At 58.6% G+C, this 15,631-nt stretch carries 14 protein-coding genes; all 14 read left to right on the top strand.

Going from position 1 to position 15,631, the window contains the following annotated elements; genetic code table 11:
• Nucleotides 1-44 precede the first annotated feature (44 nt).
• The 14 genes from A3722_RS20675 (at nt 45) to A3722_RS20610 (ending at nt 14,932) form a co-directional block, all read left to right on the top strand.
• The gene (locus A3722_RS20675) at nt 45-1,256 is read left to right on the top strand and encodes a CaiB/BaiF CoA transferase family protein (protein WP_067624746.1); all 1,212 of its coding nucleotides are present in this window, start codon (nt 45-47) and stop codon (nt 1,254-1,256) included.
• Nucleotides 1,253-2,419 carry an acyl-CoA dehydrogenase family protein gene (locus A3722_RS20670; protein ID WP_067624743.1) on the top strand — a complete coding sequence of 389 codons (1,167 nt, stop codon included), beginning with the start codon at nt 1,253-1,255 and terminating at the stop codon, nt 2,417-2,419. The genes A3722_RS20675 and A3722_RS20670 overlap by 4 nt, the downstream gene beginning before the upstream one ends.
• Before the next feature lie 108 nt (nt 2,420-2,527).
• Entirely contained in the window at nt 2,528-3,382 is an 855-nt protein-coding gene (locus A3722_RS20665; RefSeq protein WP_067624740.1) for an SDR family oxidoreductase, read from the top strand.
• A gap of 38 nt (nt 3,383-3,420) precedes the next feature.
• Nucleotides 3,421-4,227: an ABC transporter ATP-binding protein gene (locus A3722_RS20660; protein ID WP_067624737.1), complete on the top strand. Its 807-nt coding sequence runs from the start codon at nt 3,421-3,423 to the stop codon at nt 4,225-4,227.
• Nucleotides 4,220-6,139, top strand: coding sequence for an AMP-dependent synthetase/ligase (locus tag A3722_RS20655; RefSeq protein ID WP_067916416.1), 1,920 nt, complete (start codon nt 4,220-4,222; stop codon nt 6,137-6,139). Before A3722_RS20660 ends, A3722_RS20655 begins: the two co-directional genes overlap by 8 nt.
• Entirely contained in the window at nt 6,140-7,027 is an 888-nt protein-coding gene (locus tag A3722_RS20650; RefSeq protein WP_067626456.1) for a branched-chain amino acid ABC transporter permease, read from the top strand.
• A 3-nt stretch (nt 7,028-7,030) separates the two neighbouring features.
• A complete protein-coding gene (locus tag A3722_RS20645; RefSeq protein ID WP_067626458.1) occupies nt 7,031-8,104 on the top strand; it encodes a branched-chain amino acid ABC transporter permease in 1,074 nt (357 codons plus the stop codon).
• An 11-nt stretch (nt 8,105-8,115) separates the two neighbouring features.
• Nucleotides 8,116-8,928 (top strand): ABC transporter ATP-binding protein, encoded by an 813-nt coding sequence (locus tag A3722_RS20640; RefSeq protein ID WP_067626460.1) that lies wholly within the window; start codon nt 8,116-8,118, stop codon nt 8,926-8,928.
• Between the two features lie 29 nt (nt 8,929-8,957).
• A complete protein-coding gene (locus tag A3722_RS20635) occupies nt 8,958-10,160 on the top strand; it encodes an ABC transporter substrate-binding protein (protein WP_067916414.1) in 1,203 nt (400 codons plus the stop codon).
• A gap of 131 nt (nt 10,161-10,291) precedes the next feature.
• Complete coding sequence (locus tag A3722_RS20630) at nt 10,292-11,545, top strand: ABC transporter substrate-binding protein (protein ID WP_067626070.1); 1,254 nt, start codon at nt 10,292-10,294, stop codon at nt 11,543-11,545.
• Between the two features lie 90 nt (nt 11,546-11,635).
• Nucleotides 11,636-12,412, top strand: a complete 777-nt coding sequence (locus tag A3722_RS20625) for an enoyl-CoA hydratase-related protein (RefSeq protein ID WP_067626064.1) — start codon at nt 11,636-11,638, stop codon at nt 12,410-12,412.
• 12 nt (nt 12,413-12,424) lie between these two features.
• Complete coding sequence (locus tag A3722_RS20620) at nt 12,425-13,207, top strand: enoyl-CoA hydratase/isomerase family protein (protein ID WP_067626066.1); 783 nt, start codon at nt 12,425-12,427, stop codon at nt 13,205-13,207.
• Between the two features lie 40 nt (nt 13,208-13,247).
• Complete coding sequence (locus tag A3722_RS20615) at nt 13,248-14,006, top strand: electron transfer flavoprotein subunit beta/FixA family protein (RefSeq protein WP_067916412.1); 759 nt, start codon at nt 13,248-13,250, stop codon at nt 14,004-14,006.
• Nucleotides 14,006-14,932, top strand: coding sequence for an electron transfer flavoprotein subunit alpha/FixB family protein (locus tag A3722_RS20610; RefSeq protein ID WP_067627761.1), 927 nt, complete (start codon nt 14,006-14,008; stop codon nt 14,930-14,932). Before A3722_RS20615 ends, A3722_RS20610 begins: the two co-directional genes overlap by 1 nt.
• Nucleotides 14,933-15,631 lie beyond the last annotated feature (699 nt).

The following is a 15,631-nucleotide window of genomic DNA, read 5'->3' as shown; positions in this document are numbered from 1 at the left end:
CGCTAGAAATCTAACAAATGTTAGAATTAGAGCGTGGCGAACCGATGGCCAGTCCACTTCATCAACTAAAAATCATCGAACTTGGTCATGTTATTGCCGGACCAATGTCGGCATCGTTGCTCTCTGATTTCGGTGCGGACATCATCAAGGTGGAGGCGCCCGACCGCGCCGACATGATGCGCGAACTCGGACCCAAGGCGGATGACGGGGTGGGGGTTTGGTGGAAGACTCTGGGTCGCAATAAAAGAACCCTGTGCCTGAACTGGAAGTCGGATGAAGGCCGGGACATCCTGCGCAGCATGGTTGAAAGCGCCGATGTCCTGATTGAGAATTTCCGGCCCGGGGTTCTTGAGCGAGCGGGCATTGGACCCGAAACCCTGCATGAATGGAACCCGGATCTGGTTATTCTGCGTGTATCGGGTTACGGTCAGGATGGCCCGATGCGCGACGTGCCGGCTTTCGGGCGCGCGGCTGAGGCTATGAGCGGTCTGGCCTATCTGACTGGTTTCCCCGACGGGCCGCCGATGCACCCCGGATTTCCGGCGGCCGACAGCACGACAGGTCTGATGGGCGCATTGGGAATCATGATTGCGCTGTTCGCCCGCGAAAAGGGGATAGCACGGGGTCAGGTTGTCGATCTGGCGGTATTCGAAGCGCTGCTTCGATTGATGGACTATCCTGTTCCCGCGTTGACGGGTGCTAACCTTTCGCCGCGGCGCAACGGGCTGCGCCAGCCGATGGACTTTGCGCCGGGGGGCATGTTCCGCACGTCTGATGGGGTTTGGCTGACCGTCTCGGCAGGTAGCGCGGAAACAGCGCAACGCCTGTTGCGGGCGGTCGGAGGGGACTCTTTGGCCGATGACCCGCGGTTCGAGACACTCGGCGAGATGTCGCAGCACATGGCGGTGGTCTTTGACGCGATCAATGATTTCGTCACGCAGCACACCGCTGAAGAAGTTACGGCTGTATTCGCCCGACATGATGCGGTTGCCTCTCGGGTGTTTAGCGTCGAGGAGATCACGACCAATGAGCAGATACGCCATCGCGGGAACATCGTATCGGTCGACGGCGAGCAGACCCAAGTCATCGGTCCGATCCCGCATCTAAGCGCGACGCCCGGTGAACTTCGCTGGCTGGGAAGATCGCCCGGCGCAGACAGCCGAAGTATTCTAAACGATCTTGGCCTTGATGATGAGCAGATCTCTGACCTTTGTGAGGCAGGACTCGTGAGACTGGAAGGCAAGGGGACGCCATGACATTTAGAATGACCACCGACCAACAGGAAGTCCGGGACCATATTCTGCGGATTTGTGCACAATTCGACGATGACTACTGGCTGGACCGGGATCGCAACGGTGGTTTTCCGCATGATTTGCACAGGGCAATGGCCGATGGCGGTTGGCTTGGCATCGCCATGCCTGAAGCGGTCGGCGGCGCCGACCTGGGGATCACTGAAGCGACGATCATGATGCAGGCGATTGCCGAGTCCGGGGCTGGGGCGAGCGGGGCCTCGACCATCCACATGAACATTTTCGGGCTCAACCCGGTGGTGAAGTTCGGGACTGATGAACAGCGCGCGCGCATGTTGCCCCCCCTAATCGCGGGTGATGAAAAGGCGTGTTTCGCCGTGACCGAGCCGACAACCGGCCTGGATACCACAAAGCTAAAGACCATGGCGGTGCGACAGGGGGACAGGTATGTCGTGCATGGTCAAAAGGTCTGGATTTCGACTGCGCAGGTGGCGGACAAAATGTTGCTTCTGGCCAGAACAACGCGGCTTGAGGATGTGACTAACCCGACCGAAGGGCTGAGCCTGTTCTATACCGAACTCAACCGAAATTTCGTTGATGTGCGAGAGATCGAAAAGATGGGGCGCAAGGCTGTCGATTCGAACGAGGTCTTCATCGACGGGTTGCCGATACCTGCCGAAGACCTGATCGGAGAAGAGGGCAAAGGGTTTCGGCAAATTCTGCATGGGCTGAATCCAGAACGCATCCTTGTGGCGGGCGAATGCATCGGCATCGCACGCAACGCTCTGACCCGCGCGGCGCAATATGCCAATGAACGAGTGGTTTTCGACCGGCCCATCGGTCAGAATCAGGGCGTTCAGCATCCGCTCGCTCAGGCTTGGGCGCGGGTGGAATCGGCCAATCTCATGGTGATGCACGCCGCCGCCCTTTACGATGCGGGGGAGCCCTGCGGCATCGAGGCGAACGCAGCCAAGCTATTGGCCGCCGACGCCGCGGTTGAGGCGACCGAGGCCGCACAGATCACCTTTGGCGGATTCGGTTACGCAAAGGAATATCACGTGGAACGTCTGGTCAGAGAAGCGCTCTTGTTCCGCATTGTACCTGTGACGCCGCAGATGTTGTTATCATTCATTGCTGAAAAAGCGCTAGGACTTCCAAAGTCTTACTGACCGCGAGACACGGATTGGGATAGCGCGTATTCGCTACTTGATTATTTTTCTAACAGCCGTTAGATTAACAGACAATGCCCCGCAATAGGGGAAAAGGGAGGAGGCGTCATGAGTGAGACGCAGTTCGGGTCTTCGCGAGAAGACCTGTCAAAACGCTCAACCGTGTATGCTGGCGATTTGTTCGCGGGTAAAACCGTTGTTGTAACCGGTGCAGGCGGAGGTTTGGGGTTGGCGATTGCGACCCTGTTCGCCAGGCTGGGCGCCAATCTGGCGATCAATGGACGCAACGAGGAAAAGCTGGCCTCGGCCAAAGAGTACCTCGAGAGTTTTGGGGGCAGAGTTTTCGCCGTGCCCATGACCATCCGTGACCCTGAACAGGTCGAGGATTTTGTCGCTAAGACGAATCAGGAATTCGGCTCCATAGACGTTCTGGTGAACAATGCGGGGGGGCAGTTTCCGCAGGCTGCGCTGGATTTTTCCCCGAAGGGCTGGACCGCCGTCATTGACACCAACCTCAACGGAACCTGGTGGATGATGCAATCCACGACGCGCCACTGGGTTGAAAACAAGCAATCGGGTTCCATCGTGAACATCGTGGCCGATATCTGGCGCGGCATGCCCGGCATCGCACATACCTGTGCGGCCCGGGCGGGGGTGATTTACCTGTCCAAATCGGTGGCGGTGGAGTGGGCGCCGCATGATATTCGCGTCAACTGCGTGGCGCCGGGTTGCTGCGAAAGCAATGGTTTCGGGAACTACCCTCCAGAGGGTGCTGCTACCTTCCAGGATTCCAATCCGATGCGGCACGCCGGCGACGAATGGGATGTCGCTGAAGGTGTTGTCTATATGGCGGCCAATTCAGGAAAATTCATAACCGGTGAAGTTCTGAACATCGACGGTGGGCAGCAATTGTGGGGGGACCCGTGGCCAACGGGGCGACCGGACTACTTCCAGATTTCCTGATGAAAGCCATGAACCTTAGTGGGGACAATAGTATCTAGATGACGACGAAGAGCAAAACAGCAATCGGTGCCGATGATAAGGCGATACTAGAGTGCAACGGGGTCGAACGACGGTTTGGCGGCATCGTCGCTGTCACCGGTGTTGATCTCGTCATTCGGCAAGGGGAGATCTTTGGGCTTGTCGGACCGAATGGCAGCGGCAAGACAACGCTAACGAACGCAATTACCGGGTTTTATCCGCCAAACGTAGGTACTGTCCGGCTGGCGGGAAAAGACATCACGGGCACAGCGCCTCATAAGGTTGCCAAGCTCGGGGTTGCGCGGACGTTCCAGAACCTTGCCCTTTTCAACGGGATGAGCGTTCTGGACAACATCCTGCTCGGGCGGCACATCCATATGAAACCGGGCGTCTTTCGCACGGCTTTCTATTGGTGGGCTGCACAGCGTGAAGAAATCGAGAACCGCAAGATCGTCGAGGAGGTGATCGAGTTTCTACAGCTTGAAAGCATCCGACATGAACTGGTCGATGGTCTTCCGATCGGGCTGAAAAAACGGGTCGAACTTGCGCGGGCATTGGTGGCCGAGCCGCAAATGTTGATACTCGATGAGCCGATGGCAGGCATGAATCAGGAAGAGAAGGGGTATATGTCCCGCTTCATTCTGGATGCCCGTGCCGAGCGTGGCGTCAGCGTTCTGCTGATCGAGCATCATATGGATGTCATCACCGGCATCTGTGATCGGATGCTGGCCCTGAATTATGGCGAAATGATCGCAAGCGGCATCCCGAAGGACGTTGTAAAAGACCCGCGGGTCATCGAGGCATATATCGGAGGGTCGCATGACTGATTTGACGCAGAAACAGTCTTCGGGCGGCGAAACGATTGGCGCACTGCTGGCGCTGAACGCCTCGAGACATGGATCGGAAATCGCACTTCGCGAGAAAGAGCGTGGGATCTGGAAAGAAACCACTTGGGCGGAATACGCCGAAGAGGTGCTTGCCTGCGCGGCCGGACTTGAAAAAATCGGCGTAAAGCCGGGCAAGGCAGTACTTATCCTGGGCGACAACCGTGCACGGCTATATGGCGGCATGCTGGCTGTTTCGTTGCTTGGTGCCTATGCAATGCCGGCCTATCCCGGCGCGACACTCGAAGAACTTCGGCACTTTCTTGGCGAAGTCGAAATTGTCGCGGCCATCGCCGAAGATCAGGAACAGGTAGACAAGATCCTGGAACTGAAGGGCGCGGGCGCTGAAGGTATCAACCACATTATTTATGATGAAGCGCGAGGCCTCGGATTCTATGAGGTTGAAGGGCTGATGTCCTGGGATCACCTGATCGAAGTCGGTCAGCACGATTTGAACGAAGCACCAAGTTTGCGCGATGAGCTCTTTGGTCGGGCAAAACCCGGCGATCCAGCCATTTTCATGCATTCGTCAGGGACCACGGGCAAGCCCAAAGGTATCGTTCTGAGTCAGAAAAACGTTCTTGCTGCGGCAAGGAACGGGCATGCAGCGGGTGCATTCGACGACAATGAGGAAATCCTCGCCTATCTGCCGATGGCCTGGGTGGGCGACTTCGCCATTACCGTCGCGGCGGCGCTGCTCTGCCGGTTCACCGTGAACGTGCCTGAACGCCAGGAAACCATCGTTCGCGACATGCGCGAAATCGCTCCGACATTTTATCTGGCGGCGCCGAGAAGCTGGGACCAGATGCTGACGACGGTCCAGGTGGGTATCGAGAATTCGACCCCGGTCAAAAAATGGCTGTACCATTTCTTCATGGACCGGGCTATCGCCGCCGAGACACGCAAGCTGAATGGCATTAGCGGCGGTGCACTAGAGCCTTTGGGCCGACTTTTGGGCGAGGCGATCGTTTTTGGTCCGATCAAGGACCAGTTCGGGATGAGTCGTCTGAAGAACGCGTTCACTGGCGGCGAAGCAATCGGTGAGGACACTTTTGTTTTCTACCGAGCCCTGGGAATCAAATTGCGCCAACTCTACGGCCAGACCGAAAATAGCGCGATCAATGCGATTCAGGCTCCGGGCGAGGTGCGCCTCCATACCGTTGGCAAACCCGCACCTGGCGTCGAGGTGAGCATCGCCGAGGACGGCGAGATCCTGGTGCGTTCGGACAGCGTGTTTGAAGGCTACTTCAACAAGCCCGAAGCGACCGCTGAAGCCCTTGCGGGCGGCTGGCTGCATACCGGCGATGCCGGTTATCTGGAGGATGACGGCCACCTCGTCGTTTTGGGCCGTGTCTCCGAGGTTATGCATACGGCTGGCGGTGAACGTTATGTGCCAAACTACATCGAGAACCGGCTGAAATTCAGCCCGTATATCAAGGACGCGGCGGTGATCGGCGCGGGCCTTGATGAATTGACGGCAATGGTCTGTGTGGATTTCGAGGCTGTGGGGCACTGGGCCGAGGTGAACGGCGTGCCTTATGTGTCTTATGCCGATCTGTCGCAGCGCGAAGAGGTCGCGGCATTGCTGGGCGAGGCGTTTGAGCGGGTCAACAAGGCCGTCACCAAACCATTGCGCCTGAAGCGCTTTGTCAGTCTGCCGAAAGAGTTCGACCCCGACGATGGCGAGATCACGCGAACCCGAAAACTGCGGCGCAAGGTCGTTCAGGAACGCTACGCTGATGTGATCGCGGCACTCTACGACGGTTCAAAAGAGGTCCATGTAAGCGCGCAGGTGACTTACGAGACCGGGGAAGTAGGGAAGGTTGAAAGAATCCTTCCCATCAGGGAGGTATAAATGGACTGGATATTTCTAGCCGAGCTTGCGATCAACGGGGCCCTGACGGGCCTGTTGTATTCGCTGTTCGCCATCGGACTTGTGCTGATCTACAAGGCGTCTTCGGTGCCCAATCTGGCGCAGGGCGGGCTGACGATGGTGGGGGCCTACGTGGTTCTTGTCCTGTCGCACGATGCGGGTCTGCCTTTGTGGCTGGCCATTCCGCTGGCCGCGGTCATCATGTGCGGCCTGGGTTTTGGCATCGAGCGGGTGGCGCTGCGGCGTCTTGCCGGACGCCCGGTCGTCATGATCCTGATGCTAACACTTGGCCTCGATATTTTCCTGCGGGGCACAACGCTTGCAATCTGGGGCGGGACGTCGCGTTCGATGGAACTGGGCGTCAGCTATGAGCCGCTGTTCCTGGGCGACATCTTCGTTAGCCGCATCCATCTTGTCGGTGCAGGCGTCGCGCTGGCTCTGTTCGTCGCGTTCATGCTGTTCTTCCGGACCCGCACCGGGATCAAGCTGCGGGCGATCGCGGATGATTACATGGCGTCGTGGTCGGTTGGTGTCTCGGTCGAGCGCGGTGTCGGGCTATCCTGGGCGCTGGCGTCTGTGGTGGCCGTGGCGGCAGGTGTGATCTGGGGCGAAATCCAGGGTGTCGATCAGGCGCTGTCGCTGTTGCTGCTCAAGGGGCTGACGGTGGCAGTTCTTGGCGGTCTCGATTCCATTCTTGGCGCCGTGGTCGCGGGCATCATTCTGGGGGTGGTCGAAAACGTCGGCGCCGATTTCCTCGATCCGCTGGTCGGAGGCGGGAGCCGCGAGCTTATCGTCGCCGTCGTGCTCATTCTTACGGTGATGATCCGCCCGCACGGTCTGTTCGGCCGTCACGACATCGAAAGGGTGTAAGGGATGTTTTATAGACTTTCCGGTGTCCACCACGCGAACTATGTTTCGGACAGCCGTATCTTCAAGGTGCCTGCCGACCGGAACCTGGCCGCGTTCATCTTCCTGTTGGGCCTTGCTGCGCCATTCATCATACCTTCGCTCTACTTGAACAGTTACATGCTCCCGTGGCTGATCTGGACGGCCGCCGCACTCGGGCTGAACCTGGTGACAGGTTGGGCTGGGCAGCTTCACTTGGGCTATGCCGCGGTGATGGCGGTCGGGGCGTACTCGGCGATCCACGCCGCGCGTTTCGGGGTGCCTTGGGAGTTTGCCCTGATCCTTGGCGGATTGACGTCATCCGTGATCGGCAGCCTGTTCGCCTTTGCCGCATTGCGGGTCAAGGGGCTCTATCTCGCGCTCACGACGCTCGCGATGCAATTCGTGATGGACTGGGTTCTGACACACTCGCCGACGATTTCGGGGGGCTCACACGCGTCGCTTCAATCTCCGACACTGGCGCTGCTCGGGCAGGAGATCACTTCTGACACCGGGTACTACTATGTCGCCTTGGGATGGTGCGTGCTGGTGACGATCTTCATGCTCAACCTCAAGCGCACCGGGCTTGGCCGTGCCCTGGTCGCCGTTCGGGAGAAGGACTTTGCCGCCGCGATCCTGGGAGTGAACAGCTTCTACTACAAGATCCTGGCTTTCGCGACATCGTCGTTCATCGCGGGTGTCAGCGGTGCCTTGCTTGTTGCCACCTTCTTCTTTCTTGCCGCGCCTGAACAGTTCTCAGTCTCCGTTTCAATCCAGGTTCTTGCTATGGTGATCGTTGGCGGCCTCGGCAGCGTAATCGGATCCTATTTCGGTGTTGCTCTGATCCTTCTTGTCCCCGGTTTGGTGAACGGTCTCGTCGTCACCGTGAGCGAGGGGCTTGGTATGCAGATCAATGTTGAAACGCTCGCTCACATCCCAAATGCGGTCTATGGCGCGCTGATCGTCATTATCCTTCTGATCGAACCGCTTGGTTTGGGAAAACTCTACGGCAACATCAGAGACTACCTGATGGTCTGGCCCTTCGATCAGTTTAAGAAATAAGGGAAATGCCGATGCAAGAAAAAGTTGAAGCCGCGCCCATTCTGTCAATGAACAGTGTCGAGGTGCTGTATGACAATGTAATGCTGGCGATCAAAGGCGTTTCGATCCAGGTGCCAACGGGCGAGATGATCGCGCTCCTTGGCTCAAACGGAGCGGGAAAAAGCACCACGCTAAAAGCGATCAGCGGTCTTTTGAAGGCGGAGCGCGGACGTATCAGCCGGGGCGAAGTCAAGTTCCAGGGAACGGACATCACCGAGATGCTTGCCCAAAAGCGCGTCGAGATGGGCATCTGTCACGTTATCGAAGGGCGACGGGTCTTTGAGCATCTGACGCCGGACGAGAACCTGACCGCTGCCGCGCCGCGCGGCATGTCCCGGTCGGTTCTGAATGCGGAAAAGGAAAAGATCTACGACTATTTCCCACGACTTGCCGAACGCCGCAATTCGCAAGCAGGCTATTTGTCGGGTGGCGAGCAACAGATGCTCGCCATCGGCAGGGCCCTGGTGACGCAGCCGAAACTGTTGATGCTGGATGAACCAAGTCTTGGCCTTGCCCCGTTCCTGGTCGAAGAGATCTTTGGCATCCTGCAAAAGATCAATCAGGAGGAGGGCATGTCTGTCCTGCTGGTGGAACAGAACGCCCTGGCCGCACTGGAGATCGTTTCCGAAGGCTATCTGATCGAAAACGGCCGTGTTGTCATGCATGGCACGGCTGAGGCGCTCAAATCCAACTCCGATATTCAGGAGTTTTATCTCGGCGGCGGGGAGGCCACCGATTTTCACAATGTCAAACACTACAGCCGCCGCAAACGCTGGCTGAGCTGAAGTTTTAACCAAGACTGTTCAGGGGGGACATGATGAAGGCACTTACAAAGGCGTTAGCCGCCATATCGCTGATGACCGGCATGGCAGCCGGAACGCAGAGCCAGGCTGAGCCATTCAAGATCGGCATCTGCTACGACCTCAGCAAAGCCTATACCTTTGCCACGCCGCAGGTTGCCCAGGCGGCACAGGATCTCGCCAAACTGGTCAATATGAAGGGCGGCATCGGAGGAGAACCGGTCGAGGTTATCGTGCGCGATCACGGGAACGAGCCGCAGCGCGGGATCGAGTGCTACTCCAAGCTCAGCCGCGAGGGAGTGTTCGTCTTCGATACACTGTCCACCCCGGTGTCTCTGGCTATCCTTCCGCGGGCCATGGAAGATGGACGTATCCTGATGCAGTCACTTGTCGGCCGCGGCGATGCCGTGGATGGCACGGTCTTTGACTGGGTCTATCCGATCGGGCCTACCTATTGGGGGCAGGCCGCCAACGACGTCGCCTACATCAAGCAATTGCATGACGGCGACTTGTCGGACGTGAAGGTGGGGTTTGTTTACTTCGATTATCCCTTCGGGCAGGAGCCAATCGAGATTCTCGAAACCCTGTCCGAGAAAGAGGGTTTCGAGCTTCAACTCTATCCCGTGCCGCTTCCGGGCAGTGATCAGGCCGGTGTGTGGTCCAAGGTGCGCCGCGAGAAGCCTGACCACGTGATCGTCTGGATGCTGGGAGGCGCGCATGTGGTCGCCTCGAAAGAGATGAAGCGAAATGGCATCCCGATGGAGAAATACATTTCCGTCAATTGGCTGAACGAGGTGGACATTGCCAATATCGGCAACGAAGCAGCCATCGGCATCAAACGCGGCACCAATGTCGTGGGTGGACAGGATGTTGCCCTGTACCAGGAAATCATGACCGAGCTCTATGACAAGGGACAAGGTTCCGGCCCGCTGGAGAAGACGCAGGACGTTTTCTACAACACCGGACTGGCCATGTATTCGATCATGTTTGAGGCCGCGCGCAAAGCGGTCGAAAAGGAAGGCCTTCCGATCACCGCGAAGTCTTACAAGGCGGGGCTGGAAGCGCTTGAAGGCTATGACGCGAACGGGCTGATGGCCCCGATCACGGTGACCGCCGACGATCATGGCGGTGGCGGCAAAACGCGTATCGAAATGTGGGACGGCAAGGCCTGGGTGCCGCAAACCGACTGGATCGCGGAATACACCGATGTCGTATGAGAAGTGGTGAAGGAAAGCTCTTCGAAATACGAACAATAAAAAGCGACCGAAAGATGGGCACCTGCCGTGAACGGCTGCGGCGCGCCCGGAACAGGATCAAGCCGGTAGACCATCATCCATGGGAGGAAAACATGGTGAACCTTACAAAGCAACTCAAGACTGTGGCTCTTGCCGCAGCGTTGGCAACAGGTGGGACGCTTGCGTCCGCGCAAGACAAGGAACCGATCCGGTTCGGGCTGTGCTTCGACCTCAGTAAATCGTATACCTTCATCTCGCCACAAGTGGCCCAGGCCGCGCAGGATCTGGCGATGTACACCAACGACAACGGTGGCATCGAAGGGCATCCGGTGGAAATAATCGTGCGCGATCACGGCAACGAACCCCAGCGTGGCGTTGAATGCTATGAGCAACTCAAGCGCGACGGTGTCTTCACCTTCAATTTCCTGTCCACGCCGGTCACGAACGCTGTTTTGCCGCGTGCCATGAAAGACGGCAACGTTCTGATGCAATCCTTCGTTGGCCGCGGCGACGCCGTGGATGGCGAAGTGTTCGAATGGGTTTTCCCGGTCGGTCCGACGTACTGGCAGCAGGCGGCAAATGACGTTGCCTTCATCAAGGGCCAGATGGACGGTGATCTGTCCAACGCGAGGATTGGCTTTATCTATCTGGATTACCCCTTCGGTCAGGAACCGATCGAGATCCTGAAAACACTTTCTGAAAAGGAAGGATTTGAGCTGGAGCTTTATCCTGTGCCGCTCCCCGGTTCGGATCAAGCCGGCGCATGGAGCAAGATTCGCCGCGACAAGCCTGACTATGTGATCAGCTGGCTGCTTGCCGGCGGACACGTGGTCGCCTCCAAGGAAATGCGCCGCAACCGTTTCCCGATTGACCGGTATCTGGCGGTAAACTGGCTGAACGAAGTGGATATCGCCAACATCGGCGCACAAGAGGCGAAGGGCATTCTGCGCGGAACCAACGTGGCCGGTGGCCAGGAAGTTCCGATCGTGAAGACGATGCTGGACACCTACTATGCCAATGGCAAGGGCAGCGGGCCCGAAGAACTGGTCCGTGACGTTTACTACAACACTGGCATGGCGATTTACTCGGCCGGTTTTGAGGCTGCACGTATCGCAATTTCCGAAAACGGCTGGCCGATCACGCCGGAGAGCATGAAGGCGGCCTATGAATCGATCGAGAACTTCGATGGCAACGGCGTCATGGCTCCGGTTACAGTGACCGACAAAGACCACGGTGGCGGCGGCAAGACGCGCGTCGAACAATGGAATGGCGAAACCTGGGTTCCGCAGACCGACTGGAGCGCCGATTATCTCGACGTTGTGTGGGAAGTCATCAAGCACAGCTCGGCGACGTTCACCACCGAATAAGTCGGCCGAACAAGCATGAACTTCCCCGCGGCAAACCTGTCGCGGGGAAGCTTCGCCCCAGGTTTATCCAAAGAATACGAGGCAGGCATCATGAGCCCCATTGACGTGAACATCGCGGACGGTATCGCGACCGTCTCAATCAACCGGCCCGAGCGCAAGAATGCGCTTTCCGTGGCCGCGACAAACGGGTTGACCGATGCCTGGGAACAGATCGAAGCGGATGACAACGTGCGCGTGGCAATTCTAACCTCTGCCGATTGCGGGGTTTTCAGCGCGGGGCTGGATCTGAAGGAAGCCACGCAGATCGCCCGCGATGAGGGCGTCGATATTCTGTCCAAGATGCGCGATCCGTTTCACGAGACCATGCGCGACTGCAAGAAACCGATCATCGCGGCGATGACCGGGTCGCTGATGGCGGGCGGCATGATGCTGACGCTGAATTGCGATTTGCGGGTCGGACTCAAGGGGACCAAGGTCGGCATCACCGAGGTGAAGATCGGGCGCGGATCGCCTTGGGCGTCGCCGGCGCTGTCGATGTTGCCGCAGCCCATCTTGATGGAAATTGTTCTGACCGGCGACCTGATGCCAATCGAACGTTTGCACGATTACGGGTTCACCAACTACCTCGAAGAGACGCCCGATGCCGTTCGCTCACGCGCGCTCGAACTGGCCAGACGCATCGCCAGCGCGGCGCCGCTTTCGGTGATTGCGGCGAAAGGCGGCGTTCGCGCAACCATGGATCTGGGCTGTGCGGGTGGCCTTGAGGAAGGCAAGCGCCTGCACGAGGTAGTCTATGCCAGCAATGATGCCATTGAAGGCCCCAAGGCCTTTGCCGAAAAGCGCACGCCGGTCTGGACCGGAACCTGAAGGAGACATACCATGAGCGACTTGATGCGATTGGACAGGGAAGGCCCCATCGGCGTCCTGCGCTTTCTTCAGCCAGCAAAGCGCAACCCTTACAGCATCGGGTTCGTCGAAGAACTGGTGGCGCTCCTGCGCGAGGCTGAACAGGATGATGTAATCCGCGTCGTTGTCATGACAGGCGGCGATCATTTCAGCAGCGGCGGCGATCTCGTTGGATTTCAGGCTGAAATCGCGAAAGGCGCAAGGGCGACATCGGAAATGGTCGACCGGGTTCACGATGGCGGACGCGCAGCCTATCTGTTTCGGAAGCCTCTGATTTCTGCTGTATGCGGGGTGGCATTTGGTGCGGGTCTCAGCCTGGCGCTGTCTGCGGATATCGTCGTAGCCGCCGAAGATGCCCGGTTGTGCGAAGTTTTTGCGCGCGTCGGCGGCTGTCCCGACACCGGCTCGAGCTGGCTGCTTCAGCAGCGTGCCGGTGCGGGCGTGGCGCGGATGCTTGTTCTCACAGGTCGTGAAATAGACGGGCGCACCGCCAGGGAACTGCGCGTTGTCGAAGAATGCGTACCCGCCGACCAGGTCGAGCAACGCGCTCTGGAAATTGCCCACGAGATCGCCCCACACCCGATGTTCGGCATTCAGACCGCCAAGCGCGTGATGCGCGCCGCAGCAGAGTGCAGCTATCTGGAGGCGCTGGACATCGAGCGCGATGCCCAAAGCGTTTTGCTGTGCGCGCATGATTTTCCAGAGGCCATGAAAGCGTTCTCCGAGAAAAGAAAACCCGAATTCAACGACCGATAGGTCGGTAGAAACCATATCTAACAACCCAAGGAGATCGTAGATGAAGGTGCTTGTGCCTGTCAAACGCGTGATCGACTACAACGTGAAAGTGCGCGTCAAAGCGGACGGAAGTGGTGTCGATCTTGCCAACGTGAAAATGTCGATGAACCCCTTTGACGAGATCGCCGTCGAAGAGGCCATCCGCCTGAAAGAAGCCGGCAAGGCAGACGAGGTCGTCGTCGTCTCGATCGGTGTGAAGCAGAGCCAGGAAACCCTGCGCACCGCGCTGGCCATGGGCGCTGATCGCGCAATCCTGGTCGTTGCCGCTGACGACGTGCACACCGACATCGAGCCCCTGGCCGTCGCCAAGATCCTTGCCAAGGTCGTCGAGGAAGAGGCCCCCGGCCTGGTCCTGGCTGGCAAACAGGCGATCGACAACGACATGAACGCCACCGGTCAGATGCTGTCGGCGCTGCTGGGGTGGTCGCAGGGAACCTTTGCCTCGGAGCTGGACATCGATGGCGACAAGGCCGTTGTGACCCGCGAAGTGGACGGCGGCCTGCAGACCATCAACGTCACGATGCCCGCCATTGTCACCGTCGACCTGCGCCTGAACGAGCCGCGCTATGCGTCGCTGCCCAACATCATGAAGGCAAAGAAAAAGCCGCTGGACGAAAAGACCGCCGCCGATTACGGCGTCGATGTCAGCCCGCGCCTGGAGATCGTCAAGACCGACGAGCCCGAAACGCGCAAGGCGGGCGAAATCGTGGGCTCGGTGGACGAGCTTGTTGCGAAACTCAAGGAAGCGGGGGTTGTGTGATGGCTGTTCTTCTTCTTGCCGAAGTCACCGATGGCGAACTGGCTCTGGACGCGACCGCGAAAGCCGTGACCGCGGCCAGGGCACTGGGTGATGTCACCGTTCTGGCCGCTGGCGCATCCGCCGCCGCCGCGGGCGCCGCCGCCGCCAGGATCGACGGCGTGTCCCGGGTTCTGGTCGCCGAGGATGCCAGCCTGGGCCACCGCCTGGCGGAGCCCACCGCGGGGCTGATCGTGTCGCTGTCGGGCGATTACAGCCATATCGTGGCGCCCGCCACCACCGACGCCAAGAACGTGCTGCCCCGCGTGGCGGCCCTGCTGGACGTGATGGTGATCTCGGACGCTTCGGGCGTGGTCGATGCCGACACCTATCAACGGCCGATCTATGCCGGCAACGCGATCCAGACCGTGAAATCCCGGGACGCGAAAAAGGTTGTCAGCTTCCGCACCGCCAGCTTTGACGCAGCCGGTACCGGTGGCTCGGCCGCCGTGGAAACCGTGGGCGGCGCATCCGCCTCGGGCCTGTCGGAATGGGTCGAAGACAAGATCGCAGAAAGCGATCGCCCCGAACTGACCTCGGCCGGCATCGTCGTGTCGGGCGGCCGTGGCGTTGGCTCGGAAGACGATTTCGCACTGATCGAGAAACTGGCCGACAAGCTGGGCGCCGCCGTTGGCGCATCTCGCGCCGCCGTCGACTCGGGCTTTGCACCGAACGACTGGCAGGTCGGCCAGACCGGCAAGGTGGTCGCGCCTGACCTGTACATCGCCGTCGGCATCTCGGGTGCAATCCAGCACCTTGCGGGCATGAAGGACAGCAAGATCATCGTCGCGATCAACAAGGACGAAGAGGCCCCGATCTTCCAGGTGGCCGATTACGGCCTGGTCGCCGACCTGTTCGAAGCCGTGCCCGAGCTGATCGACAAGCTGTAAGTCATTGCGAAAAAGTACAAAGAGGCCCGCCTATTTTGTCGGGCCTTTTTTGTACGAGTCGAATGAGCGGCGAGTGGATTGGATAGACCCAAATGCACACGGTCCGAAGCCTTATGATGCCTGGTCAGAACAGCTCTGGTTCGTTGCCAAGAATTAAGCACTTGTTAGAATTTCCTTAAAGCAAGCATGACTCGATAGGAAAAATACATGTCTCTGATCAAGAATTCCCCTAGGGCCTTCTGTGGTTGCCGCCCGTAGTGCAAGAATTTTTTGACCCTATTGGCGAGTGATCGAGTGCGGTCTTCTGTAAGGCCTCGAGATGCGGCACTTCCAAAAGCCGCGGGCCGGGATGGTGATCAGCGGATCAGGTCCAAATCTGTTGAGCGAGCTCTGAGCTCGTAGGCCCTTCTGTGGTTGCCGCCCGTAGTGCAAGAATTTTTTGACCCTATTGGCGAGTGATCGAGTGCGGTCTTCTGTAAGGCCTCGAGATGCGGCACTTCCAAAAGCCGCGGGCCGGGATGGTGATCAGCGGATCAGGTCCAAATCTGTTGAGCGAGCTCTGAGCTCGTAGGCCCTAACTGGTTTTCCCAATCCAGATCTATTCGATCGTTTTGCCCATTCAGGTCGTCGTCTTCTTACACTCCCCTTGGCACCGTCGCTAGCAGTTCAACAAGAGCATCATGCCGCGACTGCCAGCGC

The organism is Sulfitobacter sp. HI0027 (genome assembly GCF_001634775.1).
In the GTDB taxonomy this organism is placed as follows: domain Bacteria; phylum Pseudomonadota; class Alphaproteobacteria; order Rhodobacterales; family Rhodobacteraceae; genus Sulfitobacter.
The sequence above is the reverse complement of the archived record's forward strand: the minus strand, read 5'-3'. Positions and strand labels throughout refer to the sequence as shown.